Raw genomic sequence first — 1,238 nt, forward strand, 5'->3', positions numbered from 1 at the left:
CATTATGTAAAAACATTCACTGCTAATCTAGTTTTAATAATAATATCAATAATTTAAGTCAGTTGTTACATATTCCAACTTAACAACTTTCATACCCTCTTCCCCCACTTAGCTTACAGTATACAATTGCACTATCATATTCCAATTCTGAAATATTTAACATATCTCTTATTAACTTCCCTGCTTTTATAATAGTAGCTGATTGGAAAAAAGATGAACTTAGTTCCTCTAAATCAGTAAACTCAGCTAATTGTTTCATTCGCTCAAATGAAATTTTAATAAACAAGTGATGGATTTTTTAAAATTAATCTTCAGATTTTATTAAATTGTTTTATTCTCCCCAGGCTATTTCTTTCTCTTTTAGGATATATTGATTTTGTATTTGTAATTATTGAGGAATTGGAATTATCGAATAATACACTTGATATCCTAGAAATTACCCAATAGTAAAAGGATAGGGGTGGTGTATTATGAAAATAACTAAAGAAATTGTTGCTAGAAGCTATTATTATACTAAAAAAGTCTAACATAAACAGATTGATAAAACGTCTGCTACAAATAATTTGTATAGTGAGTTAGGGATGAATCAAGGTAGCGCTGGGGACTATATTGAAGCATTTTGTTCAATGATGAATGGAGAAAGGTACACTAGAACAATAAATACTGATGCTACTAAATATTACTTAGATCACATTAAAAATGATTATGGTTTAAATCATCTAAATAAAGCCTTAGAAGCAGTGAATCTACATACACAGTACTACGGTGTTTAGGTCGCGGACATTTAAGAAGTATCGAAAGCGTGATTGAAGAATATAAATTTTAAATAATTATTTATTAATGATATTAAATTAGCTGTCTTGTCTCTTAAATTCTTGAATTCTTCAATTCGAAAGTTACAAAAGTGATAGATTTTCTATTTGAACGTAAGTCTAAAAATAAAAGGAACTATACTTGCACATTGAAAAACGCCACTTTTGGGGTAAGGAGTTGTATCGGGATAACTGCAAGTGGGCATAAAACCCCTATATCCAATAAGATCATACCTTTTTTTATTTTCTATTAAATCTAATTAAAATGTATTCCTCATCTCTATTTCTAGGGCGAACTCGATTTTCAATAGTATCCAATGTAATTGTTACCATATCATTTTCACCCTTTTTTCTTAAGCTTAGTCAATACATACACGTTCCTATTATTGTTAGTGACAGTATGTGAAAATTTAAAAGAAATTATAC

The 1,238-nt window shown here is 28.8% G+C and carries 2 protein-coding genes; one reads left to right on the forward strand and one right to left on the reverse strand.

Annotated elements, in window-relative coordinates:
* Positions 1–79: 79 nt before the first annotated feature.
* The gene (locus V7014_RS24835) at positions 80–259 is read right to left on the reverse strand and encodes a hypothetical protein (RefSeq protein WP_335511406.1); all 180 of its coding nucleotides are present in this window, start codon (positions 257–259) and stop codon (positions 80–82) included.
* A 322-nt stretch (positions 260–581) separates the two neighbouring features.
* Between V7014_RS24835 and V7014_RS24840 the strand changes: the two genes are divergently transcribed.
* Positions 582–773, forward strand: coding sequence for a hypothetical protein (locus V7014_RS24840; RefSeq protein ID WP_335511408.1), 192 nt, complete (start codon positions 582–584; stop codon positions 771–773).
* The last annotated feature ends 465 nt before the right edge of the window (positions 774–1,238 follow it).

Source organism: Bacillus sp. JJ722, from assembly GCF_036963345.1.
Classification (GTDB): Bacteria; Bacillota; Bacilli; order Bacillales; family DSM-1321; genus Bacillus_AD.